At 71.7% G+C, this 25043-nt stretch carries 26 protein-coding genes and 1 pseudogene; 12 read left to right on the forward strand and 15 right to left on the reverse strand.

What is annotated here, in order from left to right; all coding sequences use genetic code 11:
- The first annotated feature begins 388 nt into the window (after positions 1-388).
- Positions 389-1117: a hypothetical protein gene (locus tag K7C98_RS05240; protein WP_224190402.1), complete on the forward strand. Its 729-nt coding sequence runs from the start codon at positions 389-391 to the stop codon at positions 1115-1117.
- A gap of 23 nt (positions 1118-1140) precedes the next feature.
- Here the strand turns inward: K7C98_RS05240 and K7C98_RS05245 are convergent, their stop codons facing one another.
- Complete coding sequence (locus K7C98_RS05245) at positions 1141-1770, reverse strand: TetR/AcrR family transcriptional regulator (protein ID WP_224190403.1); 630 nt, start codon at positions 1768-1770, stop codon at positions 1141-1143.
- A gap of 63 nt (positions 1771-1833) precedes the next feature.
- Between K7C98_RS05245 and K7C98_RS05250 the strand changes: the two genes are divergently transcribed.
- Positions 1834-2727 (forward strand): SDR family NAD(P)-dependent oxidoreductase, encoded by an 894-nt coding sequence (locus K7C98_RS05250; RefSeq protein WP_224190404.1) that lies wholly within the window; start codon positions 1834-1836, stop codon positions 2725-2727.
- Between the two features lie 48 nt (positions 2728-2775).
- Here K7C98_RS05250 and K7C98_RS05255 read toward each other — a convergent pair whose 3' ends face one another.
- On the reverse strand, positions 2776-4488 hold the full coding sequence (locus K7C98_RS05255; protein ID WP_224190405.1) for a choice-of-anchor Q domain-containing protein: 1713 nt from the start codon (positions 4486-4488) through the stop codon (positions 2776-2778).
- 595 nt (positions 4489-5083) lie between these two features.
- On the opposite strand from K7C98_RS05255, the gene K7C98_RS05260 reads away from it, so the two are divergent.
- Positions 5084-5284 carry a CsbD family protein gene (locus tag K7C98_RS05260; protein ID WP_224190406.1) on the forward strand — a complete coding sequence of 67 codons (201 nt, stop codon included), beginning with the start codon at positions 5084-5086 and terminating at the stop codon, positions 5282-5284.
- Between the two features lie 269 nt (positions 5285-5553).
- Here the strand turns inward: K7C98_RS05260 and K7C98_RS05265 are convergent, their stop codons facing one another.
- Positions 5554-6252, reverse strand: a complete 699-nt coding sequence (locus K7C98_RS05265; RefSeq protein ID WP_224190407.1) for a hypothetical protein — start codon at positions 6250-6252, stop codon at positions 5554-5556.
- A 215-nt stretch (positions 6253-6467) separates the two neighbouring features.
- On the opposite strand from K7C98_RS05265, the gene K7C98_RS05270 reads away from it, so the two are divergent.
- On the forward strand, positions 6468-6932 hold the full coding sequence (locus K7C98_RS05270; RefSeq protein WP_224190408.1) for an SRPBCC domain-containing protein: 465 nt from the start codon (positions 6468-6470) through the stop codon (positions 6930-6932).
- Positions 6933-6978: 46 nt separating this feature from the next.
- Here the strand turns inward: K7C98_RS05270 and K7C98_RS05275 are convergent, their stop codons facing one another.
- Positions 6979-7986 (reverse strand): NADP-dependent oxidoreductase, encoded by a 1008-nt coding sequence (locus K7C98_RS05275; RefSeq protein ID WP_346660266.1) that lies wholly within the window; start codon positions 7984-7986, stop codon positions 6979-6981.
- 460 nt (positions 7987-8446) lie between these two features.
- Between K7C98_RS05275 and K7C98_RS05280 the strand changes: the two genes are divergently transcribed.
- Positions 8447-9199 carry an EF-hand domain-containing protein gene (locus tag K7C98_RS05280; protein WP_224190411.1) on the forward strand — a complete coding sequence of 251 codons (753 nt, stop codon included), beginning with the start codon at positions 8447-8449 and terminating at the stop codon, positions 9197-9199.
- A gap of 139 nt (positions 9200-9338) precedes the next feature.
- Here K7C98_RS05280 and K7C98_RS05285 read toward each other — a convergent pair whose 3' ends face one another.
- From K7C98_RS05285 to K7C98_RS05295, 3 genes are all read right to left on the reverse strand, one after another.
- Positions 9339-9668 carry a LysR family transcriptional regulator gene (locus tag K7C98_RS05285; RefSeq protein ID WP_224190412.1) on the reverse strand — a complete coding sequence of 110 codons (330 nt, stop codon included), beginning with the start codon at positions 9666-9668 and terminating at the stop codon, positions 9339-9341.
- A 44-nt stretch (positions 9669-9712) separates the two neighbouring features.
- Positions 9713-11026 carry a cytochrome P450 gene (locus tag K7C98_RS05290; protein ID WP_224190413.1) on the reverse strand — a complete coding sequence of 438 codons (1314 nt, stop codon included), beginning with the start codon at positions 11024-11026 and terminating at the stop codon, positions 9713-9715.
- A gap of 163 nt (positions 11027-11189) precedes the next feature.
- Positions 11190-11645: a hypothetical protein gene (locus K7C98_RS05295; RefSeq protein WP_224190414.1), complete on the reverse strand. Its 456-nt coding sequence runs from the start codon at positions 11643-11645 to the stop codon at positions 11190-11192.
- 123 nt (positions 11646-11768) lie between these two features.
- On the opposite strand from K7C98_RS05295, the pseudogene K7C98_RS45435 reads away from it, so the two are divergent.
- The 4 genes and pseudogenes from K7C98_RS45435 to map all read left to right on the forward strand — a co-directional run.
- Positions 11769-11969 (forward strand): annotated as a pseudogene (locus K7C98_RS45435) (double zinc ribbon domain-containing protein); the annotation flags it as partial.
- Between the two features lie 12 nt (positions 11970-11981).
- Entirely contained in the window at positions 11982-12452 is a 471-nt protein-coding gene (locus tag K7C98_RS05305; RefSeq protein ID WP_224190604.1) for an RDD family protein, read from the forward strand.
- Positions 12453-12465: 13 nt separating this feature from the next.
- On the forward strand, positions 12466-13329 hold the full coding sequence (locus tag K7C98_RS05310; RefSeq protein ID WP_224190415.1) for a PrsW family glutamic-type intramembrane protease: 864 nt from the start codon (positions 12466-12468) through the stop codon (positions 13327-13329).
- Positions 13330-13397: 68 nt separating this feature from the next.
- Positions 13398-14159, forward strand: a complete 762-nt coding sequence (map, locus tag K7C98_RS05315; RefSeq protein WP_224190417.1) for a type I methionyl aminopeptidase — start codon at positions 13398-13400, stop codon at positions 14157-14159.
- A gap of 113 nt (positions 14160-14272) precedes the next feature.
- Here the strand turns inward: map and K7C98_RS05320 are convergent, their stop codons facing one another.
- The 3 genes from K7C98_RS05320 to K7C98_RS05330 all read right to left on the reverse strand — a co-directional run bounded on the left by K7C98_RS05320 (position 14273) and on the right by K7C98_RS05330 (position 17185).
- Entirely contained in the window at positions 14273-15433 is a 1161-nt protein-coding gene (locus tag K7C98_RS05320; protein ID WP_224190418.1) for an acyl-CoA dehydrogenase family protein, read from the reverse strand.
- 60 nt (positions 15434-15493) lie between these two features.
- Entirely contained in the window at positions 15494-16273 is a 780-nt protein-coding gene (locus K7C98_RS05325) for a tRNA(His) guanylyltransferase Thg1 family protein (protein WP_224190419.1), read from the reverse strand.
- A gap of 90 nt (positions 16274-16363) precedes the next feature.
- A complete protein-coding gene (locus K7C98_RS05330) occupies positions 16364-17185 on the reverse strand; it encodes a DUF1338 domain-containing protein (RefSeq protein WP_224190420.1) in 822 nt (273 codons plus the stop codon).
- Positions 17186-17240: 55 nt separating this feature from the next.
- On the opposite strand from K7C98_RS05330, the gene K7C98_RS05335 reads away from it, so the two are divergent.
- A complete protein-coding gene (locus K7C98_RS05335; RefSeq protein ID WP_224190421.1) occupies positions 17241-18173 on the forward strand; it encodes a methyltransferase domain-containing protein in 933 nt (310 codons plus the stop codon).
- A gap of 78 nt (positions 18174-18251) precedes the next feature.
- Here the strand turns inward: K7C98_RS05335 and K7C98_RS05340 are convergent, their stop codons facing one another.
- Genes K7C98_RS05340 through K7C98_RS05350 form a run of 3 tightly spaced genes read right to left on the reverse strand, consistent with a single transcriptional unit; the run spans position 18252 to position 20589 of the window.
- On the reverse strand, positions 18252-18734 hold the full coding sequence (locus tag K7C98_RS05340) for a PaaI family thioesterase (protein WP_224190422.1): 483 nt from the start codon (positions 18732-18734) through the stop codon (positions 18252-18254).
- 19 nt (positions 18735-18753) lie between these two features.
- The gene (locus K7C98_RS05345) at positions 18754-19989 is read right to left on the reverse strand and encodes an acetyl-CoA C-acetyltransferase (RefSeq protein WP_224190423.1); all 1236 of its coding nucleotides are present in this window, start codon (positions 19987-19989) and stop codon (positions 18754-18756) included.
- An 18-nt stretch (positions 19990-20007) separates the two neighbouring features.
- Complete coding sequence (locus tag K7C98_RS05350) at positions 20008-20589, reverse strand: TetR/AcrR family transcriptional regulator (protein ID WP_224190424.1); 582 nt, start codon at positions 20587-20589, stop codon at positions 20008-20010.
- Positions 20590-20845: 256 nt separating this feature from the next.
- Here K7C98_RS05350 and K7C98_RS05355 point away from each other — a divergent pair, with 256 nt between their 5' ends.
- Together K7C98_RS05355 and K7C98_RS05360 are read left to right on the forward strand one after the other, a co-directional pair.
- Positions 20846-20992, forward strand: a complete 147-nt coding sequence (locus K7C98_RS05355) for a hypothetical protein (protein WP_224190425.1) — start codon at positions 20846-20848, stop codon at positions 20990-20992.
- Between the two features lie 227 nt (positions 20993-21219).
- Positions 21220-22197, forward strand: coding sequence for a Kazal-type serine protease inhibitor family protein (locus tag K7C98_RS05360; protein ID WP_224190426.1), 978 nt, complete (start codon positions 21220-21222; stop codon positions 22195-22197).
- A 91-nt stretch (positions 22198-22288) separates the two neighbouring features.
- Here K7C98_RS05360 and K7C98_RS05365 read toward each other — a convergent pair whose 3' ends face one another.
- Positions 22289-24049 (reverse strand): N-acyl-D-amino-acid deacylase family protein, encoded by a 1761-nt coding sequence (locus K7C98_RS05365; protein WP_224190427.1) that lies wholly within the window; start codon positions 24047-24049, stop codon positions 22289-22291.
- A gap of 141 nt (positions 24050-24190) precedes the next feature.
- Positions 24191-25003: a hypothetical protein gene (locus K7C98_RS05370; protein WP_224190429.1), complete on the reverse strand. Its 813-nt coding sequence runs from the start codon at positions 25001-25003 to the stop codon at positions 24191-24193.
- Between the last annotated feature and the right edge of the window lie 40 nt (positions 25004-25043).

Raw genomic sequence — 25043 nt, forward strand, 5'->3', positions numbered from 1 at the left:
GGAGCGCGACGTCGTCCGGCGTGATCCCGTTCGTGAAGTCGCCCGGGAACCGTGTCCATCGACGGTCCTGATCAGCCGGCCATCGCCGGCGCAACGCGATGATCAGGAAGCACGAGGCTCCGCTAGTTGCCGACGAGCAATCATCATTGCTGGTTCGAGCAAAGCGACGTCGTGCGCAGGATCTCCGCGGCCGCCAGCGTGACGACGAGTCCGTCGCACGACCGTACAGCGACGTCAAGCGTGCCGGCCAACAGCCACCGGTCGCGGCTGCAGCAGGCGCTCGAGCGGCGACGCATGGGGCTTGAACGCGGGGAATAAGGCGTCCACCGCCATGGTTGCTGGCCCGATGTCCGACTCCTGGGCGATGCTCCCTCTACACGTCTCTCTCTTGCTCTTGAGCGCCTGCGCCGCCGGCGAGGACGCGGTGGAGCGCGACATCGACGTATTGCTGGCGGACGCGTCGTTCGTCGACGACGGGATCCACCCGAGTACGGTCAAGGATGGCTGGGTCGTCACCTTCTCCCGGCTGCAGGTCTCGATCGGCGATGTCGTGGTCGAGGAATCGTCGCTCGACGAAGCTTCGCAGCGGTATCGAATCGTCGACCTGGTGGGGGCAGATGATGGCTTTGTCCTCGGCCGTGCCCACCGGACGAGCGAGCACCCTCACGCGCTGATCCGGGGCATTGGGTTCACGATCGCGTCGGCCGCCGGCCCGGTCGCCGGTAACGTCGACGAGTCGGACGTCGAACGGATGCGCACCGGCCTGTACTCGATCTACGTGGAGGGCACGGCGCAGCGCGGTGAAGAGACCAAATTCTTCTCGTGGGGCCTGACCGCCGGAAACTCATACGTGGGCTGTATCTCGCAGGCCAGCTTCGCCGACGAGGAGCCGCGGGTCACGATCAGCGTGCGCGGTGACAGGTTGTTCGGCGACGAAGAGCTCGTCTTCGATCCGTTCGCGGCCAGCGATGCGAACGCGGACGGCGAGATCGAGGAGGCGGAGCTCCGCGACTCCCAAATCACGCTCGGAGGCAAGAATTTGTGGACCTGGCTGGAGGCGCACGCCGGCACCCTGTTCTCCGTCGAGGGGTCGCCGTGTACGATCGAGCCTTCGTGATGCCGCTCCGATGAATCGCGGCGTCAGGCGGCAGAGGCGGAGGGTGCTGCGCGCAGCCAGCGGGACAGCATGGCGACCATCTCGTCGACCAGCGCGCCGGAGCAGGCATCGGTCGAGCGCTCGAGCACGCCGTGGTAGACGACCGACCTGCAGACGGTGGCCAGCATCCAGCCGGCCAGCTCGAGCCGCGGCGAGGTGACGCCCGAGGCGGCGAGGAAGGCGGTGACCTCGACGGCGCACCGCTCGCCCGCGCTGGCGCTGCGGCGGCCGCGGAGGCGCGGGACCTCCTCGGCGAACACGCGCTGCAGGGCCGGATCGATGGTCTGCGCGGCCATGTAGGCGCCGACGAGCGCGCGCAGGGTCGACTCGAGGTCAGGGCCGCGAGGGCGCGCCAGCGCGGCCATCATCGCCGCGTCGGTCCGCTCGCCGTGACGCCGCTCGAGCTCGACGACGATCGCCTCCTTGTTCGGGAAGAACTGGTAGAGCGAGGCGATGTTGACGCCCGCGCGCTCGGCGATCCGGTTGGTCGTCAGGCGCGCGTAGCCGTCGCGTACGAGAATGTAAGCCGTCGCTTGCAGCACCGCCTCGACCGTGGCCTGCGAGCGGGCCTGCAGCGGGCGGCGACGGGGCTCGATGCGGCGCTTTGAGGGCATGCGGGGGAAGCTTCGCGAACGCAAGCTGACGATGCAAGTGTTTGCTTATATTTTTATAGGGCGATGGAGACGATGCACGACGAGCGGCCGCTCCGCGGCCTCAACTTCGTATTCTCTGGCGGTACGGCGGGGATCGGGCTGGCGGCGGCGACGGAGGTCGGGCGCCGCGGAGCAGCGGTGCTGCTGGTGGGACGCGACGGCGAGCGCGGGGCGCGGGCGGTGACGTCGGTGCGCGCGGCGGGGGCCGGCGAGGCGGCGTTCTGCGCGGCCGACCTGACGACGATCGCCGGGGTGGCGCGGGCGATCGAGGCGATCGCGGCCTGGCGGCCGCGGCTGCACGGGCTGGTGCACACGGCGATGACGGCGTCGCTGCAGCGGGTCGACACGGCCGACGGCTTCGAGCGTGCGTTCGGGCTGCAGTACCTGGCCCGCTACGCGCTCAACCGCGGGCTGCTCGCGGCGCTGGCGGCGTCGGGCGACGGTCGCATCGTCCACGTCGGGGCGAAGGCGCCGGCGGGTCTCCTGCCCGACCTCGACGACCTGCAGTTTCGCCGCCGCCGCTGGTCGCTGCTGCCGGCGCTGATGTCGTCGCAGGTGCTGGGCTACCTGCACGTGCAAGAGGCGGCGCAGCGCTGGCGCGAGCTGCCGGTCACGACGAGCGTTGTCTGCGTCGGCATGACCCGCACCGAGACGGCGCGCGGCTGGCCGTGGTACGTCCGCGGGCTGTATCGCCTGTTCGGGACGTCGCCGGAGCGCTCGGCGGGCAACGTGATCGGCCTGCTCATAGCCCGGGACGTCGAGCGCGCCGACGGGGCGATCTTCTTCGACCCGCGCCGCTTCGAGCCGACGCCGCTGGCCCTCGACGCCGCGCTGGCGCGGCGCACGTGGGCGCTGTCCGAGCAGCTGGCGCGCGAGCGCGGGCTGGTGTTCGCGGAGCCGGATCGCGGCGCGCGATGAATGCGGATGACCGTCAGGACATGTTCGGAGGGTTATCTGCGTGGTGCGTCACGGCTGGTATTCGTAAGCCCCGGCGTCGCAGGCGCCGGCGCGCGGCAGGCCGCGCTGGTCGTACGGCGGGCACTCCTCGGCCACGTCGACGGCAGGGCTGCCGGCGGCGATCGCCATGGTCGGGGCGGCGCCGCCGTTGTCGGCCAGCGGCGCGAGCATCGGGTCGGCGAACACGATGCCGTCGGCGCACGGGGTGTCGGGGCTGCCGTTGTTCCTGTGGTCCGGCCATTGAATGTTGCCGCCGGCGTCGGCGAAGGTGGCGTGGCAGGCGAGGGCGCTGAACTCGTTGGCGGTGGTGTTGTCGGCGAAGATCGTGTTCTTGAGGGTGACGACGCCGGCCTCGCCCTTGAAGATGACGGGGCCGTAGTCGGCGCTGTTGCCGGAGAAGGTGGTGTTGGTGACGTCGACGACGCCGTCGCCGGCCCACAGCGCGCCGGCGTTGCCGGGGGTGCTGTTGCCGACGAAGGTGCAGTTGACGATCTCGGCGTCGGTGCCCCCGCCGAGGAACAGGCCGCCGGCGTGGCCGCCGGTCGAGTTGCCGGCGAGGGTCGAGTCGAGCAGGCGCAGCGGGACGCCCTGGTGATAGACGGAGCCGCTGCCGCCGCCGGGGCTGCCGTCCATGTCGTTGTCGGCGAAGACGCTGCGGTCGAACACGGCGCCGGTGCCCTCGAGGTTGTAGGAGAAGAAGGCGCTGCCGTGCTGCCTGGCGTGGTTGCCGGTGAACACGCCGCCGCACAGGACGAAGTCGACGGGCGCGTCGAGCCACATGCGATCGATGTAGAGGCCGCCGCCGTTGCCGTACTGGCCGCCGTCGGCGTAGGTGGTGGCGGTGTTGTCGGCGAAGACGGTGTCGACGACCCGCAGGTTGGTGCTGCGACTCAGGACGCCGCCGCCGATCGAGCCGCTGTTGCCGATGAAGCGCGCGCCGGACAGCACACATTCGGTGAGGCCGCCGGCGTAGATCGCCCCGCCGCCGACGTCGGCGGCCTCGCTGGCGCTGTGGTTGTTCTCGAAGGTGGCGTCGATGATCTTGAGGGTGCCGAACCACGGGCTCAAGAGGCCGGCGCCGCTCTCGTTCTCGCTGCCCGCGGCGACGTGGCCGTCGCGGATGGTGATCCGCTGGACGACGAATTCGAGGTGATGATCGAGCTCGATGACCCGCACGGCCCCACCACCGCTGAGGGTGATCTCGCCGTCGCCGTCGACGATCGCGCTGGCGGTGAACCGCGCCGACTGGGTGAGGGTGATGGTGTGCGCACCGCCGCAGGCGAAGGTGAGGGTGCCGCCGCCTGCAGCGTTGAGCGCGGCGACGGCGTCGTGTACGGCCTGCTCGCTGCAGGAGGCTGCCGTGCCGTCGCCCACGACCACGATCTGCCCGGCGTGCGCGACGGGCTCGAGCCGCCCCTCGCAACCGCTCGCGGGCGCCGGCTCCCCACCGGTGTCGGTGTCGCCCGCGGTGTCGGTGGTGGCCTCGGTGGCGCTGGTGGGGCCGTCGGTGACGGCGCCGGTGGTCGTGCCGGTGGGGCCGTGGGTGATGTTGTCGGGGCCGCCGCTGGTGGGGCCGTCGCCCTCGGTCTCGGTGGTGGGCTGGGTGGCGGGTGGCTCGCCGCCGGAGCTGCCGGCGCCGCTGTCCGTACTCTGCGAGCCCGAATCACCGCACGCGACGACGACGAGCAGGCCGAGGTGGATGCGCGATCTCGAGGGCGACATCCGGTGATGGTACCGCGAGCGCTGGCGCGAGGAGGCGAGGCTCGTCGGCCCCAGGTTCACACGCGCGCACCGTCGACGACCGACAGGCTCGGGTCCTCAAGACCTGTGTTTAATAAACGTGGGGCTGGCGAGCCGGCACGCAGTCCGCCGATGGCTCGCCCGTGCGCGAAACGTCTCATTCCCACCGACCCGCGGGGCGCGGAGGACCGGGCGAATGGGATGTCTCTCGGGACATGTCGTTGCTACGAGGGGAACAGGGCCGACCGCCGCCGAGCTCGGCGGGCGTTGCCTTGAATGTGGCGAGGTGCAGAGCATGTGCGCGTCCGCATCCACCGGGCGGTGCTCTCGACCGCGACGAACGCAATGCGCAAAAAGGCGGTTCGCCTGCGCAATCCGGCCGCTGGTGCCCGATCTGGCACGGCGACCCTGCGGGCTGGTGGGGCGCGGCATGAGCGCCGACGACGACCGCGGGCGGACGCCGCCCGAAAAGCAGGCCTCCTGCGGCCCGTACGTCGGCGCCTGGAGCACTTCTGCGGCCTAGTCATGGGGGCGAGTTCGGCAAGCGCGATCAGACTGTCGACCAGGAGAATCCGAGATGAACCGCGATCAAGTTCAAGGCAAGTGGGAGCAGCTCAAGGGCAAGGCCAAGCAACTGTGGGGCAACCTCACCGACGACGACTTCCTGAAGGCCGAGGGCTCGGCCGACAAGCTGTGCGGGATCATTCAGGAGCGCTCGGGCGAGCGCCGGGAAGAGATCGAGCGCAAGCTCGACTACAAGAACTACAACAACCTGTGATCGCCAGGGGGGGCGGCCAGCTCGGCGACGAGCTGTGACCGCCTCCGTTGTGTCTGGTCAATTGCTGTCTTGGTTTATTATAAAAATGGAGAGACTCGTCGGGTGAAGGTCGACTGTGCGTGCGGGCGATCTTCCACCCGGCGACCTCGCGCCGCAGCTGCACGTCTCCTCGCTTTCGTCCGCCGGTGCCTGTCGCGACGTTTCGGCCCTGCCATGATTCGCTGGCGGCGAGGGCTCGAGGCGCCGCTTCATCGCGTCGCACGAGCGGCTCAGGCGGCGCGGGTGAGCTCGACCTGGTCGATGGGATAGGTGGCGTGCAGCGGCGCGAGCACGTTGTCGACCAGGCCGTGGACGTACGGCACGATCCGGTGGTTGCGGTACACCGGCCGCTTGTTGATGCGGATGCCCGTGGCGCCGGAGATGAGGCCGCTCTGCAGCAGGTAGATTTGGCCTCCCTCCGGGCGCACGACCGGGTTGGCGTCGATGACCCCGAGCACGCCCTGGACGAGGTCGGGGGGGGGCACCTCGCCGGCGAAGCGGACGCGCGTGAGCAGCAGCGCGCCGGAGGTCGGGGGGTGCTGCAGCGCCTCGAAGTAGCCGGTGACCGGGAAGGGGCGCGTGGCCAGCCATTCGCGCTCGCCGGCGATCCGTCCATCACCGGCGACCGGCTCGATGAACGCCGCCCCGAACACACCGAACATCATGGGGGCCATGCCTGCGCCGAGCCAATCGACCGGCAGAAAACCGGCGGCGGTGGCCGCGACGAAGCCGGCGCCGACGACGAGCGGGACGAAGAACAGTCGCTGGCGCAGACTGCCGTAGTGAGCGCCGAGAGCGACGCGCATGTGCCTGTCGGCCCTGGCTATCTGGGTGCGATCGGCGGCCTGGATGTTGCGCGCGCCCTGCTCGGCCAGGCGCAGCAGTTCGGCCGAGGGAGCGCGACCCGGTTGGTGTGCGTTGCGAGACACCGGCGGACGATAGCGGCGCGCCCACCGCCCGGCAACCGCGCGCAGATCCACGCCCGGGGCGGGCGAGTACGATGACATGTCTCTCGGGACATGTGTGTGGATAGCGAGTCGTGGCGATCCGATGGGCGGGGCCTGCGCGAGGGCTCCCGGGCCCTGCGAGGCGCGCTCCTGCAGGTGTCCGCGCGATCTTGCGCCGGCCCGTGCTACGGTCCGGCATGAGCTCGACCCGGATCCGCCATCACGTGAACGCGACGCGCGCGGAGGTGTACCGCGCGCTCCTCGATGCCCGGGCGATCGCCGCCTGGCGGGTGCCCACCGGCATGAGCAGCCACGTGCACGTGTTCGAGCCCCGCGAAGGCGGCGCGTTCCGGGTCTCGCTCACGTACGACGCACCGACGGGCGCGGGCAAGACGACGGCGCACACCGACACGTACCACGGCCGCTTCGTCAAGCTCGTGGCCGATGAGCAGGTCGTCGAGGTCGTCGAGTTCGAGGCGACGGACCCGGCGTTGCGCGGAGAGATGACAATCACGACCACGCTGGTCGACGCCGACGGCGGCACCGACGTCGTCGCCGTCCACGACGGATTGCCGCCGGGGGTGTCGCCCGCGGACAACGAGGCCGGCTGGCGCGATTCGCTGGGCAAGCTCGCGGCGTTCGTCGAGGCGCGGCGGGCCTGATGTGATTCGTCGGACCCGCAACGGCGGGCCGATGCAGCGGGGCCGGTCAGTCGACCATGCGCACGACGATCTTGCCCTTGGCGCGGCCGGACTCGAGGTGGGCGAAGGCCGCGCCGATCTGCGCGAACGGGACCACGCGGTCGAGCACCACCTCGAGCGCGCCGTCGTCGATGCGGCGCGCCAGGTCGGCCAGGTCGGCGCCGCTCGGGTGCATGAACAAATAGCGGTAGCGGGCGCTCCGGCGGCGCGCTCGCAGGCGCAGGCCGAGGCTCGCCACCCAGAACAGCGCCGCCAGCCCTGGGCCGCGCCCGAGGTCCTTGCGCGCGGTCAGAGGCTCGGGGAGGCCGGCGATCGACAGCACCATGCCGCCCGGCTTGACCACCGCGAACGCGCGCGCCAGCGTGTCGCCGCCGACCAGGTCGAACACGCCGTCGTAGTTCGACAGCACCTCCTCGAAGCGCTGGGCGGTGTAATCGACGACCACGTCGGCGCCGAGGCGGCGGACCAGCGCCTCGCCGCGCGGCGAGGCCGTGGTCGCGACCGTGGCGCCGAACTGCTTGGCGAGCTGCAGCGCGAACGTGCCGACGCCGCCGGCGCCGCCGGGGATGAAGAGCCGCTGGCCAGGGGCCGCGTGCAGCTCGTCGCGTAGACCCTGGAGCGCCGTCAGCCCGGCCAGGGGCACCGCGGCGGCGCCGGCGAAGTCGAGCCGCGCGGGCATCGTTGCGACGAGCGCCTCGGCCACGCACGCGTAGTCGGCGAATGCCCCCATGGCGTCCTTGTCGACCCGCGCGAACACGCGATCGCCGGGCGCGAAGCGGGCCACCCCCGGACCGCACGCATCGACCACGCCGGCGAGCTCGTTGCCCAGCACGATCGGCAGCGGGTAACGGCGAATGACCTTCAGCTGGCCCTCGCGGATCTTGTAGTCCACCGGGTTGAGGCCCGCCGCGTGCACGCGGATCCGCAGCTCGCCCGGCCCGGGCGCCGGCACCGGCACCTCGCGCAGCTCGGTCGCCTCCGGGCCGCCGTAGCGCGTCAACACGTGGGCTCGCATGGTCGTCGTCATGGCGGGCCGAGTGTACGCCGGAAGCTCGGCGGCGCCAGACGCGGGCGCACGGCGAGGGCGTCACCTGTCTTTCGGGACATCCGATTTGCGGCCGCTCGGAACGGCGGCTCGGCCGGGGTCGGGTTGCCGCTCGCCCGACACGCGGGTCACCTTGCGGGTGTTCCAGCCGCGGAGCTCGAGGTTGCACTCCCGCAGACTCCTCCGCTTCGCGCCCCGCCGGCCCGAGACATGTCGGCGACGCGTAACCGGACGCCGCGCGCGAAAGCGGACAAGCGCGCCCAGGTGGGCCGCAGGAGGGCCCGGGGCTGCGCTCGCGTCCGCCGCGCGGGGGGACTGTAAAGCGACGGTAATCCGGCGTGCGCCGGGCCCGGGAGCGACGAATATCAAAGGGCGAGCCGGGGTCTTGACCCTCGCGGCGATGGCCGCCCCCGGTACGAGGAGAGACACCATGACACGCATGACCAAGGCCGCCTTCCTGTCCCTTTCCCTCCTGTTCGTCGCCTGCGACAAGGAGGAGACCGCCGAGCCCGAGCAGGACGGCGTGGAGGTCGAGGGTGAGCACAAGCGGGGCGGCTTCATGGCCAAGTTCGACGCCGATGGCGACGGCGCGATCTCCCGCGAGGAGGCCAAGGGGCACCGGTTCGAGGCGAAGTTCGCCGAGCTCGACGCCGACGGCGACGGCAAGCTGACGCGCGCGGAGTTCAAGGCGATGCGGGGCCACCACGGCGACCGCGGCGGCTGGCACAAGGACCCCGAGGAGCGCGCGGCCAAGCTGCTGGCCAAGTTCGACGCCAACGGCGACGGCGCGCTGGCCCGCGACGAGGTCGCGGGGGGCAAGCTGGCCGACAAGTTCGACGAGGCCGACGGCGACAAGGACGGCAAGCTGACCCGCGAGGAGCTGAAGGCGCTCAAGGGCCGCGGCAAGCACGGCGAGGGCCACCACGGCGAGGGCCACCGCAAGGACCCGGCCGAGCGCGCGGCGATGATGCTGGCGAAGTTCGACGTCAACAGCGACGGCGCCCTGTCGGCCGACGAGGTCGCCGAGCACCGCTTCCTGGCCGAGAAGTTCGCCGAGGCCGACGGCGACAGGGACGGCAAGCTGACCCGCGACGAGCTGGTGGCGTTCAAGCAGGCCCACCACGGCGGCAAGCACGGCGACAAGCACGGCGACAGGCGCCGCGGCGGACCGCGCGGCGAATGAGGGCCGCGCCCGCGCGCCGGCAGGCGTGAGCGCGGGTCGAGAGGAGAACGCGACGCGCCGCTGCCCCAGGGCAGCGGCGCGCTTTCGTTTTCGCGGTCACGACGAACGCGGCCGTGGTGATGCCGCGAGCGCGCGCTCGTCAAGACGCTGCAGCTCGCCTGCTTCTTGAGGCATGCCTTTCAGGGCATGTCTTATCGGGCATGCCGTTGAGAACATGTCCCGAGACGGCGCGGCGGGCGGCGTCGACCTCGGCGAGGATGGCCCGCGCGTGGGCGAGGAAGCGCTCGCCGGCGGGGAGGAGGCGGACGCCGCGGGGCGTGCGGTCGAACAGGCGGGTGCCGAGCTCGTCCTCGAGCTGGCGGATCTGGCGGGTCACGGGGGGCTGGGACACGTGCAGCCGCTGCGCCGCGCGACCGACGTGCTGCTCCTCGGCGACGGCGACGAAGTAGCTGATCTGGGTCAGGCTCACGCCCCCAGGCTACGCGGGGGCGGCGGCGCGAGGCAAGCCCGCGGTCAGCGGCGGCGGACCACCGGGACGCCGCCCCTGGGGCCGATCGTGGCGGCGCGCACGGACGTCCGCGCGGGCGCGGCGGTGAGCTCGAGCTCGAACTCGAGGATCACGGTCGCCAACACGATCTTCATCTCGTGCAGGGCGAAGGCGGCGCCGAGGCAGCGCCGCGCGCCGCCGCCGAACGGCAGGTACTCGTACGGCGACGGCTGCTTGCCGGCGAGGAACCGCTGCGGGCGGAACGCGGTGGCCTGCGGGTAGCGCTCCTCGCGGAGGTGCGCGAGCAGCAGGCAGGCCCCGAGGCCGACGCCCTCCGGCAGCACGTGTCCGCCGACCTCGAACGGCCGCAGCAGCTTGCGCGTGACCAGCGGGATCAACGGATGCAGGCGCAGGGTCTCCGCGCACACGGCGTCGAGCAGCGGCGACCCGGCGAGGCGATCGGGGTCGACGCCGATCGGCCTCAGCTCCTCGCGCAGCTGCCCGAGCAGCTCGGGCTGGCGCAGCAGCTCGTCGACCGCCCAGGTCAGCGCGGTCGCGGTGGTCTCATGGCCCGCGATCACCATCGTGAACAGCTGCTCGACGATCTCCTGCTCGTCCATCGCCGCCCCGGACTCGTCGCGCGCGGCGACCAGCAGGCTCAGGATGTCGTCGCCCGGACGCGCAGGGTCGCGGGCGGCGATCTCCTGGCGGAGGAGGTCGTGCACGCCGGTCAGCAGGCGGCGGAACCTGGCCCACGGGCCCCAGCCGCCGAACTCGCGCTGCAGCGAGGTGAAGGTGGCGAGCAGCGGGCCGAACGCGGCGATCGATTCGCGCACGCCGCGGCGGCAGGCGGCGATCCGCTCGCCCGTGGCGACGCCGAAGATCGTGCGGATGATGACCTCCAGCGAGATGTCCCGAAAGACATCTTCGACCGGGAACGTGCGGCCGAGCGGCCGCCCAGCCAGGTGGGCGTGCGAGCTGTCGCGCATGGTGGCGCCGTAGGCCCGCATGCGCGCGCCGTGGAAGGGCGGCTGCATCAGCTTGCGCGCGCGCCGGTGCGCTGCCCCGTGCTGGATGAGGATCGAGCCGCGCCCGAGCACCGGGGCCATGGCGTCGGCGGCGAGCGGGGCGAAGGTGTCGGGCTCGGCGGCGAAGATGGTCCGGATGGCCTCGGGCGCGGCGGCGACCACGATCGGGCCGGTGAGGCTCGGAATGGTGAACAGGTCGCCGTGACGCCGACCGAGGTCGACGATCGACCCGACCGGGTCGCGGAGGTAGCGGAGAGTCTGCCAGAACTTGCTCTTCGGCCCGTCGGGGAGTCGATGCGTGCGCTCGTCCATCACCCGTGGGAGTGTGGCCCGAAAGCGAGGCCCGGGCGAGCGGGCGTGAGGACCAGCGCGGCCTGCGGCGGTGGGGGCCCGTGTGGACGTGATGCGAAACAGTGAACCGGAGGTCCGAGCATTGCCTGTCCTTCGCCGCGAACATCGTCCCCGCGGATTCGCATCATAAGGGCGGCGGGACGTCTCCTCGCACCCGCGGTTCGACCTCGGGAGAGCGCGTGACGAGGCAGGCGAGCCGATCGATACGATCGGCGAACTCGAGCGCCTGGCGGACGTCGGCGGCCCCGCCCTTGACGGTGCGGGAGATCTTGCGACCGTCGCCGTACACGGTGAACACGACCTCGCGGGTCATGAAATAGGCGAGGACGAGGGCGCCGGCGAGGAGCGAGCCGACCTCGACGTGCCGTGAGGCGAGCCCGCCGACGCCGACGACCGCCGCCGCGACGATGAAGATCGCATGGGCGGACTTCGATACGCTCGTTCCATTGACGGTGTGTAGGAGGATCGAGCGCGAACCGGAGATGTCGCTGTCACCCTGAAGCACGCGATGGGTGGTGAGACTCACCGAGTTCCAGTTGCAGAGCTCGTGTTCATTGGGGAAAGTTCGTCGTACGGCCATGACACGACGATAACCGATCATGGGCGAGCCCGCGCGTCTCGCAAGTGGGGGCGGCGCCCCCCTCCGCGGAGAGACCTCTCTCGGGCGTTGCGAGGGCGTCGGAACGCGCGCTATCCTCGCGCGATGAGTGAACGACCGGTGGGCGGGCGTGTCCCGTGCCCGAAGTGTAGCGGGTTGAATCCGGAGATAGCGAAGTTCTGCAATCGTTGCGGGGCCGAATTGAGCGGGGCGGGGGCAGCGGCTCCGGCTTCGCCGGGGAATGCGGTCGGCCGGAAGATATGTCCCGGCTGTCATCGATTCAATGCGGCGGCCGCGGTCTACTGTGCCGATTGCGGGGTGGCGTTGCCGGCCCACGCCAGCGTGCCGCTGTTCGGCGGTCCGGCAGGTTTCTGGCACCGAACCGCGGCGTTCGTGATCGACGGAGTGTTGCTGGCGGCGGTCGTCTATTTCGTGGCCCAGCGGCTCGGCCTGCCCGATGTCGACTACGAGCGACTGCCGCTCAAGGAGGCGCTCAAGCGCGACCTACCCGCGAACTTGTTGACGGGCGCGGTCACGTCCATCTATGCGATGATCATGGTGGGCACCTGGGGCGGCACGGTCGGCAAGCTGCTGCTCGGGCTGCGGGTCGTCCGTCACGGCGACGGCGGCAAGGTGCCGTACGGGCTCGCGCTCGGGCGCTCGCTGGCCGAGGTCCTGTCGCTCCTGCCGCTCGGGCTCGGCTATCTGTGGGTCGCCCTGACGCCGGCCAAGCGGGCCTGGCACGACTATCTGTGCGACACCCGGGTGGTCCGCGTGCGGCCGGAATGAGGAGACTGGCGCCGTGCACCCGCTGACTTTCGTCCTGCTCGGGTTCGCCCCGGGCTTCTTCTGGTTGGGGATGGTGGTCCGGAGCAATCGCCAGCGCCCCGACCCCGTCGCGCTGGTCCTGCGGACATTCCTGCTCGGGGCCGTGGTGGCGCTGCCGATCGGGTTCGTCGGCCAGGTCGTCGGCGGCGAGGTGTCGATCCGCCCGGGGATGAGCGCGAGCGAGGCGGCGTTCGTCGCGTTCGTGCTCGCCGGGCTGATCGAGGAGCTGGGCAAGTTCCTGGTCGTACGCCTCAGCCTTTATGATTCACCGTACTTCGACGAGCCGCTGCGCGGCATGGTCTACTCCGGGGCGGTGGCGCTCGGGTTCGCGTCGCTCGAGAACGTCCTCTACATGGTGGGACACGGCTCCGAGGTGTTGGGGGTGCGCGCGCTGACGGCGACCCTCGGGCACGTGTTCTTCTCGGCGCTGTGGGGCTACGGCCTCGGCGCCGACCGGCGGGCCAAGCTGCGCGGCGAGCCGTCTCGCGGCTACGCGTTCCTCGGTCTGCTCGGCGCGCTCGCAGCCCACGGCCTCTACGACTTCGGCCTGTTCACCGACGACTTCGGCCTCGCCATCGTGGTATTCGTGGTGTGCGGTGCGGCGTCCGTGCGATTGCTGGTGGTCGCCAATCGCAAGTCGATGCACGCGGGGCGCACCGCCGCGCCGTTCGTCGAATGCGCCAAGTGTCGCGCGCCCTCGGCCGTTCGCGCCAGGTTCTGCTCCGCCTGCGGCGTGGCCCACGTCCGCGGGCTCGAGCGCCGCTGCGGCGGCTGCAAGGCCCCGCTCGTCGCCAATCCGGCGTACTGCCCGGGCTGCGGGGTGCGCGTGGCGTCGTAGGTGTTCGCCGGACGCGATACCCAAATGGTATTGGACCGCGGCCGTCATCCCGGCGCACCCTGGCGGGCATGTCGGTGACGATCTACGGGCCGCGCGAGATCGCGGCGATCGAGCGCGCGGGGGCGGCTGCGGCGGCGACCCTGGCGTATGTGGGGGGGCGGCTGCGTGCGGGGGTGACGACGGCGGAGATCGACGGTTGGGTCCGCGAGGACACGGCGCGGCGCGGGGGACGTCCGAGTCAGCTCGGGTACCGCGGCGCGGGGCCGGGGCCGTTCCCGGCGAGCGTGTGCACGAGCCGCAACGAGGTTGTATGCCACGGGGTCCCGCGGGCCGACGTGGTGCTGCAGGACGGCGACATCGTCAACGTCGACGTGACGACCGAGCTCGACGGGTTCCACGGCGACACGTCGGCGACGTTCTGCATCGGCGCGGTGTCGGAAACGGCGCGGCAGCTGGTGACGACCACGCGGGCGGCGCGCGACGCCGGGATCGCGGCGGTGCGGCCGGGGGCGCGGCTCGGGGACATCGGTGCCGCGATCGTCGAGGTGGCGCGGCGGGCCGGGTACGGGGTGGTCAGCGACTTCGGCGGCCACGGGATCGGCCGCCACATGCACGAGCCGCCGCACATCGCCCACGTCGGCCGCGCCGGCACGGGGCTGCGGCTGCGCCCGGGGATGGTGTTCACGATCGAGCCGATGCTGACCCTCGGGACAGCCGAGATCGAGGTCCTCGGCGACGGCTGGACGGTCGTCACCGCCGACCGCAAGTGGAGCGCGCAGTTCGAGCACACCGTGTGCGTGACCGAGGACGGGGCGCGCGTACTGACGTGACCCGGCGGGCATGTTCGAAGAGACATGCCTTGAATGGACGGGAGGACGTGCTCCCGGGGGCATGTCCTCGAAGGCAGGAGATCCGCGCGGCGCGGCAGGACCGACGCGCCGCGTCAGCCCTTGGCGATCAGGGCGGTGAGGTCCTTCGTCAGGTTCTTCTGGTGGGCCTCGAGGGTGCCGCCGCCGATCTCGAGCAGCTTGGCGTCGCGCCACAGGCGTTCGACGGGGAACTCCTTGCAGTAGCCGGCGCCGCCCATGACCTGCATGGCGTAGTCGGCGACCTGCTTGCCGACCGGGGCGGCGAACAGCTTGGCGGCGTCGGAGCCGACGCGGTTGCGGACCTCGGGGCCGATGTCGCGGGCGACGTTGTACACGAGGCACTTGGCGGCCTCGGTCATCGCGTAGCCGTCGGCGACGTAGCGCTGGATCTGCCCGAAGCGGTTGATGCTCTGGCGGAACGCGTGGCGCTCCTCGGCGTAGCGGACCATGATGTCGACGCAGCGGTCGGCGATGCCGACGCTCATCGCGGCCAGGGTGGTGCGCTCGATCTCGAGGTTGCGCATCATGTGGGTGAGGCCGCTGCCGACCTCGCCGAGCACGTTGGCGCCGGGCACCTTGCAGTCCTCGAAGATCAGCTCCGACATCGTCGAGGCGCGCATGCCGAGCTTGTCGATGTGATTGCTGGTGCGGAAGCCGGGGCAGTCGCGATCGACGACGAAGGCGGTGATCCGGCCCTCGACCTTGGCGTAGACGAGGAAGCAGTGGCCCTCGCAGCCGTTGGTGATGTACGTCTTGGTGCCGTTCAGGACCCAGCCGTCGCCGTCGCGCACGCCGGTGGTGGTCATGCCGAGCACGTCGGTGCCGGCGCCCGGCTCGGTCATGCCCATGCCGGCGAGCCACTCGCCCGACAACACGCGCGGCAGGTAGCGGCGGCGCTGCTCGGCGTTCGAGCAGTGGTAGAAGTTGTTGACGAACAGCATCGCGTGGGCGAGGTACGCCAGCGTGAAGCCGGGGTCGTACTTGGCGAGCTCGTGGTGGACGATGACGGCCGCGACCGCGTCCATGCCGGCGCCGCCGTCGGCCTCGGGGATGGTGATGCCGAGCAGGCCGAGGTCGCCGAGGCGGCGGAACAGCGGGACGTTGAGCTCGCCCCTGGCGTCGTGCGCGGCGGCCTGCGGCTCGACTTCGCGGACAGCGAAGTCGGCGACCATCTGCCGCAGCATGCGGTGCTCTTCGGTGGGGTTGAACAGCAGGTCCGAGGCGAGTCGCTCCATGTCGAACAAAGGGTGGCACTGCTCGCCGCGGACGCATAAGCCCGGCGGGCGTGCGATGGCTCATCGCTGCGGCTGCACAATGGGCTCGTGAGTCGTGTCGCCGGGCGCCTCGCGCGTCGACTCTGCCAGCCTGGCGCGCACGTAGGCGTCGTAGTCGCCGCGCATCGGCAGCGCGAGGTCCGGGGAGATCCGCGGGCGCTCGTCGCCGATGTGCACCCACACGAGGCCGACGCCGCGGCGCTGCCAGAGCGGCAGATCGGCGAAGTTGGTGCCGCTGCGGAACAGGAGTTCGTGGCGGCCCTCGGGGCCGAGGCCGGCGAGCGCGGCGGTCGCTTCGCCCTCGCTGCGACCGGCGGCGCGCAGCGCCCAGTAGCAGTGGGCGCCGAGGCAGTTGCGGGCGGCGTCGTCGGCTCGCCAGCGGAAGTACTCGACGACGCGATCGACATCGGGCAGCTCGGCGACGCGGCAGTCGAAGCACACCGGCTCGCCGAGCAGCAGGCTGAACTTGGCGCTCGCCTCTCCGGCGAGGATCGAGTGGTACTTGCGCAGCAGGCGGCCGAACGCGCGCTCGCGCGGGTGGAACAGCAGCGAGATCTCGTCGCTCTGCGTGTAGCCGTAGACGACCGAGAAGCCGCACTGCATGAGGTGGCGGCAGGTGTCGATCATCATGTCGCGCACGCGGACGTCGAACGGCCGCTCGAGCCCGGGCATGCGCTCCTTCGTCAGCCTGCTGAAGCCGCGGCCGTCGAGCCGCGCGACCATGTGGAAGCCCGGCGGGACGCGGCGGTCGCCGGCGGTCTCGAACGGCCGCAGGCGCGCGGACAGGTCGTCAGACTTCATCGCGCCAGCCCTCCGCGACGAGCTCGCCGGCCTCGTCGATGCGCACGTGATGGAGGGCGAAGAGCACGAGCTCGGGCGGCGGTGCGGCGGTCATGATCGGGACCCCCGCTGGTCGGTGCTCTCGAAGATCTTGTCGGCCGAGCCCTCGATGAAGCCGCGGAACGGCCGACCGTCGGGGCCGGGCCAGCGGCGCGCGAACTCGTAGTAACAGCCCGGCACCGCGGCGACGCCGTCGCTGAAGGCGACGTCGACGAGGTCGGCGAGGGTCGACGACTGCTCGAGGCCCTGCGCCGGCGAGCCCTTGATCTCGCCGCCGGCGTCGTTCAGGCGCAGGCCGTGGCCCTTGAGGAAGTCGTTCAGGCGCGCGAGGTCGCCGAGCCGCGCGAGCGCGTCGACCGAGACGGTGAAGTGGTTGGCCCGCCAGCCGAACGCGGCCAGCCAGCCGGCGTACTCGCTCTCGCGCCGCAGCGCCTCGGCGGCGGCCCTGGTGAGCTGCCACGGCCGGCCGCGCGCGCACAGGTCTGGCGCATCGAACATGTCCTCGGGGACCTGTGCGATGAGACCGGCGACCGCGGCCCGCAGCGCGGGCGAGCACTCGGCCAGGACCAGCTCGCTGATGAACACGAGCGGGAGGCCGGGGTCGTCGTGGGCGAAGTGACGGGCGACGAGGCGCTTCTCGGCGAAGCGGTAGGCGCCGGCGGGGCGGTAGCCGGCGCGCACGAACGGGCGCGCGAGCACGTCGATGCCGCAGCGCGGATCGCCCCAGGTGCGCAGGGCGAGGTGGTCGTGGACGACGACCTCGCCGGCATCGGCCAGGAGCGCGTGGATCCGGGCGACCTGCGGGTTATGCCCGGCGTAGTCGCGCCACAGGCGGGCGAGGATGTCGTGGAGCTCCCGGATCGCGCCGTCCATGGCGGGCAGGATAGCGCTTGCGGCGGCGTCGCGGACGCGCCAAAGTTCGCGGCGCGTGGACCTCCGATCGTTCAAGCTCCACCGGCCCGATCAACACGTGCGCGCCGTCGTCGTCGGCGCGCGCGGCGAGCAAGGGCGCGACCTCGAGGGCCCGGCCTACGCGCGCGTCGACGCGGTCGCCGGGCCGATGTGGGCGGCGTTCGAGCGCCACGCCGGCAGCCCCGTGCGCGCGGTCGCGGTCGACGCGTTCGCGCGCCACGCGACGCTGTCGCTGGCCGACGCCAGGCGGCCCGGGCTGAAGCTGCCAGGCTCGGAGTTCGAGGCGTTCGTCGACGTCGTCGCCCCGGTGGCCCGGACGATCCGCGGCGAGCTGATCGCGCGCGCGCCCGACGTGCCCGGCGCCGGGCCCGGTGAGGCCAGGTTCTGGGACCCGATGTTCGCCGCCGACACCGGCGGCTGGGAGCTCGGACGGGCCGCGCCGCCGCTCGTGACATGGTTCTCGGAGCATGTCCCGAAGGGCATGCACGCGCTGGTGCCCGGGTGCGGCCGCGGCCACGAGGCGCGCCTCCTCGCCGCGCTCGAGGCGACGGTGACGGCGATCGACCTGGCGCCGACGGCGATCGCGCAGGCCCAGGCGATGACGCCGCCCGGCCTGCCGATCACGTTCGCGGTGCAGGACCTGTTCACGCGCATCGGTCAGCCGCCCGCGTTCGACCTGGTGGTCGAGCACACCTGCTTCTGCGCGATCGACCCGGCCCGCCGCGACGACTACGTGACGGCGGTGGCCGACGCGCTGCAGCCCAGAGGGACGCTGGTCGGGCTGTTCTACGCCCACGGCCGCCCGGGCGGCCCGCCGTTCACGACCGACCGCGCCGAGGTCGAGCGGCGCTTCGCGCGGCGCTTCGCCATCGAGCAGCTCGAGGTGGCACAAGGCTCGACGCTGATCCGCCACCGCCAGGAGCTGTTCGCGGTGATGCGCCGCCGCTGAGCGTCACGCACGCTCGTCCTCCATGGACATAACGAGCACCCGGAGGCTCTTTCGGGTCATTGTCCTTACGAACGATACTTATCGGCCTGCGGCCATGTCGCCGCGCAGGATCATGCAGGTGCTGGCGAGGCGGGCGACCAGGCTCTGTTTGTCGTCGACGACGTCGCACTCGATGTAGCAGATCGTGCGGGTGCGCTTGACGATCCGCGCGTTGGCGGTGAGGAGGGCGTTCCACACCGGTTTAAAATAGTTGGCCTTGAGCTCGAGGGTGGTGAACGATGCGCCGCGCTCGAGGATCGAGCCGACAGCGGTGCCCATGGCGAGGTCGGCGAGGTCGCAGAGGATCCCGCCGTGCATGGTGCCCATGGGGTTGCCGTGGCGCTCGGGGTCGGCCTGCAGTTCGGCGACGGCGACGCCGTCCTCGGCGCGGATCATGCGAATGCCGACGAGCCGGGCGATCGGCGGGTGCGGGAGCTCCCCGGCCATCACCCGCGCGAACCACTCGCGCGGGTGAATGACGGGGGTCTCGCTCTTCTCGGGTGGCGGTGCGGCGGTGGTCATGAGCGCGACTCCTGTGATCTCACACGCGCTCGACGATCACGGCGATGCCCTGACCGCCGCCGATGCACATGGTGACGAGGCCGGTGACGAGGTCGCGCCGCTCGAGCTCGTCGACGACGGTGCCGAGCAACATCGCCCCGGTGGCGCCGAGCGGGTGGCCGAGGGCGATCGCGCCGCCGTTGACGTTGACGCGCTCGGGGTCGACGCCGAGGCTGCGCGTGGTCTCGAGCACGACGGCGGCGAAGGCCTCGTTGATCTCCCACAGGTCGATGTCGCCGACCTGCAAGCCGGCCTGCTGCAGCGCCTTGCGCGAGACCGGGGCCGGGGCGGTGAGCATGAGCACCGGGTCGCTGCCGATCGTGGCGATCGTCTTGATGACCGCGCGCGGCCTGAGGCCGTGGGCGCGGGCGAACTCCTCCGAGCCGATCAGGACGGTCGCGGCGCCGTCGGTCAGCGGGCTCGAATTGCCGGCGGTGTGCAGGTGGTCGATGCGCGGGGTCTCGGGGAATTGGGCCAGCGCGATCTGGTCGAGCGTGCGGCCGTCCGGGGTGACCGGCAGCTTGCCGAGCTCGACGAACGACGGCGCGAGCCTGGCGAGGCCGCCCAGGCTGGTGTCGGGGCGGACCAATTCGTCGCGCGCGAGCACGACCTGGCCGGTGGCCGGATCGACGACCGGGACGAGGGCGCGGGTGAAGCGGCCCTGCTCGACGGCGATCGTGGCCTTGCGGTGCGAGTCGACGGCGAATGCGTCGAGCTCGGCGCGGGTGAAGCCCTCGCGGGTGGCGATCAGATCGGCGCTGATGCCCTGGGGGATCTGGAACACGCGCTCGCGCAGGCGGTCGTTGTTGCCGTCCTGGCCGCCGCCGTCGGAGCCCATCGGCACGCGCGACATGCTCTCGACGCCGCCGGCCACGAGCAAGTGCTGGAACCCCGAGGCGGCGCCGTAGGCCGCCATGGCGACGGCCTGCAGGCCCGAGCCGCAGAAACGATTGAGCGAGACGCCGCTGACCTCCTGCGGCCAGCCGGCGGCGAGCACCGCGTTGCGGGCGATGTTGGCGCCCTGCTCGCCGACCTGCGAGACGCTGCCGACGATCACGTCGTCGACCGCGGCCGCGCCGACGCCGGCGCGCTGGACGATCGCATGGAGGCTCTGCGCGAGGAGTTCTTGCGGGTGAATGGCGCTGAGGCTGCCCTTGCCGGCCTTGCCGCGACCGCGCGGGGAGCGAACAGCGTCGAGGATGAGTGCCTTGCCCATGAAACATGTCCTCCGGGACTAATCGTTGTGGAACGCCTGGCGCGCGAAGTCGCGGCAGGCCTTGAGGAGCTCTTCGGAAGCGGGGGTGCCCTTGAGGGCGCGCGAGAGGCTGAGACCGCCGTACATGAGGGCGATCAGGGCCAGCGCGCGCTGGCGGCTGGCCGGCGAGTCGTCGGCGATGCACTCGCCGAGCGCGCCGGCGTAGTCGCCCAGCTCGCGCGCGAGGGCGTCACGCACGGGCTCGCCCGCCTGGGCGACGTCGGCGACGACGGCCGGCAGCGGACAGCCCTCGCACGGGTGGTCGCGATGGCTGCGCGAGAGGTAGCGCCGGACCACGAAGGAGACCGCCTCGACGCCGCGCAGCTTGCCGGCGGCGGCGACCAGGCCGCTCCACAGCTCGCGCAGCGACTCGCGCAACGAGGCGGCGACCAGCGCCTCCTTCGATTCGAAGTGGGCGTAGAATCCACCGACCGTCAGGCCGGCGCCCTTCATCACCTCGGCGACGCTGGCGCCGGCGATCCCGCGCTCGCGCAACAGGCGGTTCGCCGAGGCGAGGATGTCTTGCCGGGTTCGCTCTTTCTGCTCGGTCCTGACGGTCACGGCGGGCCTCCTCTCGGCCGGGTCGGTATGACGGTCGTAATATGACGGGCGTCATCCGAGATGTCAAGCGTGCGCGGCGCCGAATGCCGCGGGACGTGGTCGCCCATGTGGGCGAAGGAGGGAGGCGGGGCCTGGTGTGCGGCGTGCGAGGCGGAGATGGATCACACGGACGCGCGCCGGTTCGTCACGACGAGGGGCCGGGCGGGGTGCGGCGCGGGTCTCATCGCATAGACAACCATTCGGGTGCGCCGGAGGCATGTGCGCGCCGGGAGAGTCGTGCCAGACGCGCCCGGGCCAGTGCGACGCGTTCGAGCGGGTGTGCGGCTGCGACGGCAAGACCTACGGCAACGACGGGGCGCGCGACGAGGGCGCATGCAAACTCCCGTCGTCGGAGCGGCGTTGATAAACATGGCTTCATGGACATGTTGTCACGGACATGCGTCCACCGGCGCATGTGCGTGTCCGGTCGCCGCGTGTCGCACGGGCGACCCGACCTGCGTCGCGGAGGTGGGCGGCGGATCGCGCGGGCGATGCCTCGTTTCGTCACGAGGGCAGGCGGCAAAAGGGGTATTGCATCGCCGGGCTCATGGCATAGAACTCCCGCGCCTCCGCCAGAGGCCATTCATCGTCATGCACCATTCATCGTTCGTGTTGTTGGCTTGTGTCTCTGTTTTGTCGCTCTCGCCGGCCTGCGACAGCCCCGCCCCGAAGAATCCCGAGGAGGCCGGGGAGCAGAGCGGGCCCGGCGCCGCCGAGCAGGAGACGTTCTACATCGTGACGCGCCGCGACGTCCGCAAGTGCGCGGCGCCGATGTGCGGCGGGTTCTACGTCCAGCGCGTCAATCAGGACACGACGACGTGCGCCGACGGCAAGGCGGAGAAGGAGTGTTATGTGGGCACCGTCGATCTGGCGGCGCTTAAGCTCGACCCGGCGGGCGAGGACGCGTTCCGCGAGGCGTTCGGGCAGCGGCACGCGCTGGTGCGCGGGGGGATCTCCCTGGGAGTAGACCCCAAGTTCCCCGAGATCGGGGCGCTGGTCGCCAGCGAGGGCTGGAGCGGGCGCGCGGGCGTCGAGCCGAAGGGTGAGTTTTTGCGCGTGCGCGGCATTCATGCCAAGTGCGCCGGGCTGCCGTGTCCGTCGGCCAGCGCGTTCCGCCTCAACACCGACTGGCAGGGGCTGTTCGCCGGGATCGACCTGGCCGCCGGCGGCGCGCCGCAGGAGGTCCAGGACGCCGCCAATCAGACGATGTACGAGACGCCCGAGGGCATCCTCGCGGCGGCGACGACGTCGGAGGTGACGGGGCCGAACGGGACGATGAAGGCGCTGGTGGCCAGCGAATTCTACACGCGGGCCACCGGGGCCGCCGCGGGCGGTCCGGAGTGCGGAGGGATCCGCGGGCTCGCCTGCGGCGAGGGCCAGTTCTGCGACCCGAGCCAGTGCGGCGGGGCCGACATCGGCGGGACCTGCCGGGCCAGGCCGGAGGCGTGCACGTTCGAGTACAGCCCGGTGTGCGGCTGCGACGACAAGACCTACGGCAACGACTGCGCGCGCCAGTCGGCCGGGGTCGGCCTGGCGTACAAGGGCGAGTGCAAGCCGGCGGGTTCGTGAGCGGCGGGCTGCGGGCGTGTCCGTGAGGACATGCCTGAACAGCCCTGGTCTCGGGGGCATGTCTTGACAGACATGTCCCTTCGTCAATTTCTCAAGACCGGGCGCGGAGGACGGTGCCGAAGCCGCGCTCGCGGCCGAGCTCGGGCGCGAACGCCCCGGCGCTCCAGGCGGTGCGGCCGGCGACGAGCACGCGGCGGACGGCGGCGTCGTTGCGGCGGACGAGCCGGCGCAGGCTGCTGAAGGGGCCGCCGACGCCCTCGGGGGCGACGGGCTGTTCGTGGAGGGCGTCGAGGCTGTCGTCGAGGGCCTCGGGGTCGATGACGGCGAGGTCGGCGCGGGCGCCGGGGGCGAGCACGCCGGCGTCGAGGCCGAACCACTGCGCGAGCTCGCCGGTGACGCGGTGGACGGCGCGCTCGGGGCTCATGATCGGGCGCCCGCGCGCGGCGGCGGCGCGGACCATTCGCAGCAGGCGCAGCGGGAAGTTGTAGTAGGCCATGTTGCGCAGGTGGGCGCCGGCGTCGGAGAAGCCGATCAGGGCGCCGGGGTGGCGCACGATCCACTCGAGCACCTCGGGGCGGTCGTTGGCGACGATCGTCTGCCAGCGCAGCGCGGTCCCGTGCTCGGCCACGAGGTCGAGGAGCGTGTCGATCGCGTCGCGCCCGCGCGCTTCGGCGACCTCGGCGAACGACTTGCCGACCAACTGTCCCTCGGGACATGCGAGGATCCGGGTGCGGCGCAGGTCGCGGTGGTAGGCGCGGCCGCGCAGGCGATCCTGCCACTGGCGGCGGAACCGCCGGCGATAGGCGGGGTCGCGCAGGAGGGCGGCGCGGGCGGCCGGTTGCTCGAGGTGGAGCGCCTCGGTGCCGGCGGCGAACTCCTCGAACACCGGGACCTCGATGCCGTCGACCCACATGTCGAACGGATTGGGCAGGGCCTGAAACCGCAGGTCGCCGCCGAGCAGGCGATTGACGAGCCACGCCAGCCCGCCCGCGACCCGGTGGACGCCGCGCGCGGGCGGGGCGTCCATCATGGCGATCAGGGTGGTCTTGAGGGCGGCGCGGCGCAGGCCGGCGCTGAGGGCGGCGAACAGCAATACGTTGACCTTGGTCGATACGTTGGGCACGCCCTGCAGCACGCGTCCGCGCGCGCGCAGGACAGCGGCGAGGGCCCGGTACTCCGACCAGGAGGCGAACACCGAGGGGGTCGGCCGGCTGCGGAATTGCTCGCCGCCCATCTTGTCCCACGGCAGGGTGTTGATCGACAGGCCGAGGTATCCGGCGTCGAGGGCCTCGTCGAGCAGTGCCCGCATCCGCGCGAGCTCGTCGGCGCCCGGGCGGGCGCGCGCGTCGAGGCTGCGGCCCAGGCCCATGGCGGCGGCGCGGATCGCCGAATGGCCGAGCAATGCTGCGACGTGCGGGCCGAGCGGGAGCCGCTCCAGGTGCTGCAAATACTCGGCCGGCCCGTTCCAGTCCTTGACCCGCTGCAGCAGCGGCTCGACGCAGGCCCGGGGGATCCCCTCGACCCGGCAGAACATGTCGGCCAATTCATCGGGGGCGCCGATCGCCAGGCTCAGGCCACAGCTGCCGAGGAACACGGTCGTGACCCCGTGCCGCAGCGATTCGCCGAGGGCGGGCCACAGCTCGAGCTCGGCGTCGTAATGGGTGTGGATGTCGATGAAGCCGGGGGTGATCCAGCAACCGCGGACGTCGATCGATTCGACGTGTTCCCCGACGGCCGAGTCCGGCGGGAGCAGGGCCGCGACCGCGCCCGCCTCCACCAATACGTCGAGGGCGCGGGGCGGGTTGCCGAGGCCGTCGAACACAATGCCGCCGCGGAGGACCTGGGAGCGCATGGCTCAGCGTATCAGGCGGGCGGGGGAACGGACAGCGCGCGGGCCGCGACTGCGATGATGTCTCGAGGGACAGGCGAGGGAATCTACCAGGGGCGAATCATGCGTGGCACGGCGGCCGCGCCTGGGTGCTGGGGGCGACGCTCACGCGACCGGTGCGGCGGCGGCGGCGGTGAGGACCTGATAGACGGTATCGGGGCCCTCGCCCTCGCGGCGGATGGCGCCGGCCTTGACCAGGCGATTGAGCACGGCCCGCAGGTCGTCGGGCTGGAGGCCGACGCGGGGGCGCAGGTCCCTGGCCCGAATCCACTCGCCGGTGGTGCGCAGGGCGTTCATGACGAGGGTGTCGGGATCGAAGCGATTGTGCTGGGCGAGCGTGCGGGACATGGCGCTGCGCACGACATCGACATTGCTGCGATCGGAGGCCGGCGCGATCTCGAGCTGGGCGGGCTCCGGGCGCGGCCGGCGAGGGGCCGGCGGGGTTTCTTCGCCGCTGCCGCCGCTGCGCACGCTGCGTATGTTCGTCAGCGACGACTCGCGCCGCACGTCGAGGTCGGGGGCGGCGCTCTCGGCGGCGACGGCGGCAGCAGCAGCCTCTTCGACGAGATCGCGGACGGGGACCTCCGCGCGCGACACAGGCCGCAATCGCGGGCTGGGCGTCGGGGCCGCCGAATCGACGGACTTGGCCGGCTTGTCGGCGGGCTTGTCGCTGGCACGAGCGCGGCGCGGGCTCTTTGTCGCGGGCGCCTGGGTGACCACCTGGGCCGCGGTGCCGGAGAGCAGCGAGGACACCGGAAGGGCGCCGACGCTGCGTGCGGCGGGGCTGGTGAGGATCTCGCCGAGCTCGCGCAAGGTGAGACTGGGTAGTTCGTCCTGGATGAGCTGTAGAAAGACGCGGCGCTCGTGGTCCATCAGGGAGTCCCAGAGCTGGCGTTGAATCTGCTCGATCGTGGTCACACCTCCACTTTACACGATCCGTGTAGAAACATCCATCGCA

It is taken from the genome of Nannocystis pusilla, from assembly GCF_020073745.1.
GTDB classification, from domain to species: Bacteria; Myxococcota_A; Polyangia; order Nannocystales; family Nannocystaceae; genus Nannocystis; species Nannocystis radixulma.